Source organism: Bradyrhizobium sp. UFLA05-89 (assembly GCF_059803475.1).
On record NZ_JBANBA010000245.1, the window covers coordinates 1 to 2,478 of the forward strand.

A 2,478-nucleotide genomic window follows, 5' to 3' on the forward strand; every position below is an offset into this window, starting at 1 on the left:
CTCGCGTTGAATCTCCTTCAATATGCGATTCTCACCCAGCTTGGTCCGTGGATTTCTGACTCAGTAAGACTAAAGCGGGATGAGTTTTGGTTGAATCGGTGCGAGCCCCGGGCACCTCTCCCGCTGGGCGACAGGCTCAGCCGCTCGTCTTAATCTCATCGCGATCTAGCCGTCGACGAATGCCTTCCATTTGGCGAACTGTGACTGTCGCAGGCTCTTCCTTTCGTCGTCGAGTTCGGAACTGCGTTTGGCCGCATCGGCCATGGCGCTCGCGGCGCGATTGTAGCCGTCCGCCGTGGACTGGAAGGGAAAGATGAACTGACCGTTCGCGACCTTGTAGACCCCGAACTCGCGGACTAGAAGCGCGACACATTTATCGAAAGCATTGTAATAGTCCGCCCGCGCGGCCAGCGCCTTCGAGGTGAGCGCGGTCCATGCCGCATGCTGCTCATCGATCAGCGCCATGAAACCGGAGAGCTGCTCATCCCCGAGGTTCAGCGAGCGCGCGTCGTTTTCGATCCTGTCACGCGTGGTCTTGATCATCTCGGCGTAACGAGGCGCCAAACCTGCTGCATTGCTTTCTGCGTTCTTGAGATCGCGGCGCAGTCCGTCAAGGTCACTGCGGCTGGATGCGCCGAGATCGCCGAGCTTGGGCAGCGGTTTCGGCTCGACTTCGCCCAGCAGCTTACCCGTGACGGCATCGATCTCAATCGCGTTGCTGTTTGCGAGGGCAAGCAGCCTGAGCAGCTTATTGGAAGGGTGCAGCTTGACGACCTGATCGAGCTGGTCTGCAGCGGTCACGTCGCGCAAGGCGGTGCGAGTCTCCTTGGCGGAAACGACGGCCTGATACTTCGACAGATCGCCGGCGTAATAGATGGCGACGAAGCAAGCTATCAGGAGGAGAGACAGGAGCACGAGAACGATGACCGGTCGTCGACGCGACCTGGCCTTCTGATCCGGAAACGATTCCACGACGCAGATTCCCCTTTGAACGCACCTTAGCGCCTTTCACCGGGGCCGAGGAGTCCAGACGAGTCGTGAGTCTATGCGGGTGCGTTGGCGGGCAGAGCGCACCCGGGAAAGTCCTGCTCACGCGACGACCACCAGCGCGCCACCGCCTGAGCGACCTCGTCCCACAGCGGCGTCGGCAGATCCGGCACAGCGATCCTGACGACATAGCGATTGCTGGTCGTGTCGTGGAACCATTCCGTCGCACCGAAATCAAAGCCGAAGCTTCCGGCGTGGCGAAGCGGCAATCCGGCTCTGCTCAGGTCGCCCGACAGATCCACAGCGATCTGCCGGACCTGCTGCTCGTCCATGCCGCGCTTCGGCGCGAGCGTCACGTAGAGCCCATGGGCGAAATGCAGCTCCGCCGATGAGCCGGGAAGCGCCGCTGCAAAACAGCGGGCTGTTCGCCGACCGTTGCGCAAAATGGCCGCGACGCGCCGGTCGGTCAGCACGCGGTAGGCTTTCGTACCGACATAGGGCGGAAAATGCGCCGGCAGGGCCGCGCCGCCGAACAGCCGTACGGCATCACGCATTTCCGTCTTCAACTCGGCCAGCAATTGCGGGCCCTTCGCGCCCACGCTGTCGTCGGGGTCCATGAATGTCGCAGAGCCGAGCCGGCCGTATTCCAGGCCGAGGGAGTCGAGCTTGGTGTGGCTGCGCACGAGGACGACGGGAATGTGCCGGCGACGAGCCCAGCCCAGCACGCGGCGGACCCGTCCCGAGCCGATCGAGAAGCACGTCGTGTCGAAGATGATGAGATCGAGCCCGCCCGCTTCGCAGCGCAGCGTAGCCTCGAAGGCGGCGGCCGGCGCACAGGAATCGAAGAGAAGAATTTTCGGCCGGTCCGCGCGAGACACGAATTCACCGGGCGCGCGATGCAGCGCCACGAGACGCAGATGTCGGGCATGGCGGTCGATCAGCTCGATGGTCTCGCTATAGGAGCCGGGCAGGACCAGGATGTCTGCGTTCGGGATCACGCGGGCCGAGCCCAGCAGCAGCGCTGCTATCGCTGCCATGCCCGACGACGTATAGATGGTCCCCGACGTCGCGGCGTCCTCGACGTCGTAGAACGGAGGACCGCGGACTTCGAGATCGGCACGCTGGTAATCGTAGCTGAACTCGAACGGACCGGCCCGCAGCCGCCCCCAATGTGCCCAGTCGGTTTCCGTGCGCGCCCAGTCGTGCAGGGCGTGTTCGGCCTTCAGCGCCGCGGCGAGGCGGAATTTCTGTTCGATCACCTCTACGACCGCAACCGGCTTTCGCAGCGCCAAAGGCTTCGCAAGGCAGCCATTCAACAATGCAAGTTCCTCGTGCTTCCGGTCGAGATACGCAGAGAGTGTTTCCATGGTGCGCCTTCGATGACCCTTATCAACGTTTGCGGTGCAGATCGGGTCCTAATCTTACTGTGTCATAAAATCATCCGCACGGTACGTCTTTGGATGAGAGCAGTACAGCACGGACATCGTCGCA

Annotated in this window: 2 protein-coding genes; both read right to left on the minus strand. The window is 62.4% G+C overall.

Annotated features, from left to right (window positions below):
• Positions 1 to 165: 165 nt before the first annotated feature.
• Entirely contained in the window at positions 166 to 972 is an 807-nt protein-coding gene (locus SO139_RS45995; protein WP_449380845.1) for a hypothetical protein, read from the minus strand.
• A 71-nt stretch (positions 973 to 1,043) separates the two neighbouring features.
• Entirely contained in the window at positions 1,044 to 2,354 is a 1,311-nt protein-coding gene (locus SO139_RS46000) for a hypothetical protein (protein WP_449380844.1), read from the minus strand.
• Between the last annotated feature and the right edge of the window lie 124 nt (positions 2,355 to 2,478).

Bases quoted from the DNA above. Each gene is read 5' to 3' on its own strand.
- SO139_RS46000 (WP_449380844.1), bottom strand. From the start codon at position 2,354: ATGGAAACACTCTCTGCGTATCTCGACCGGAAGCACGAGGAACTTGCA.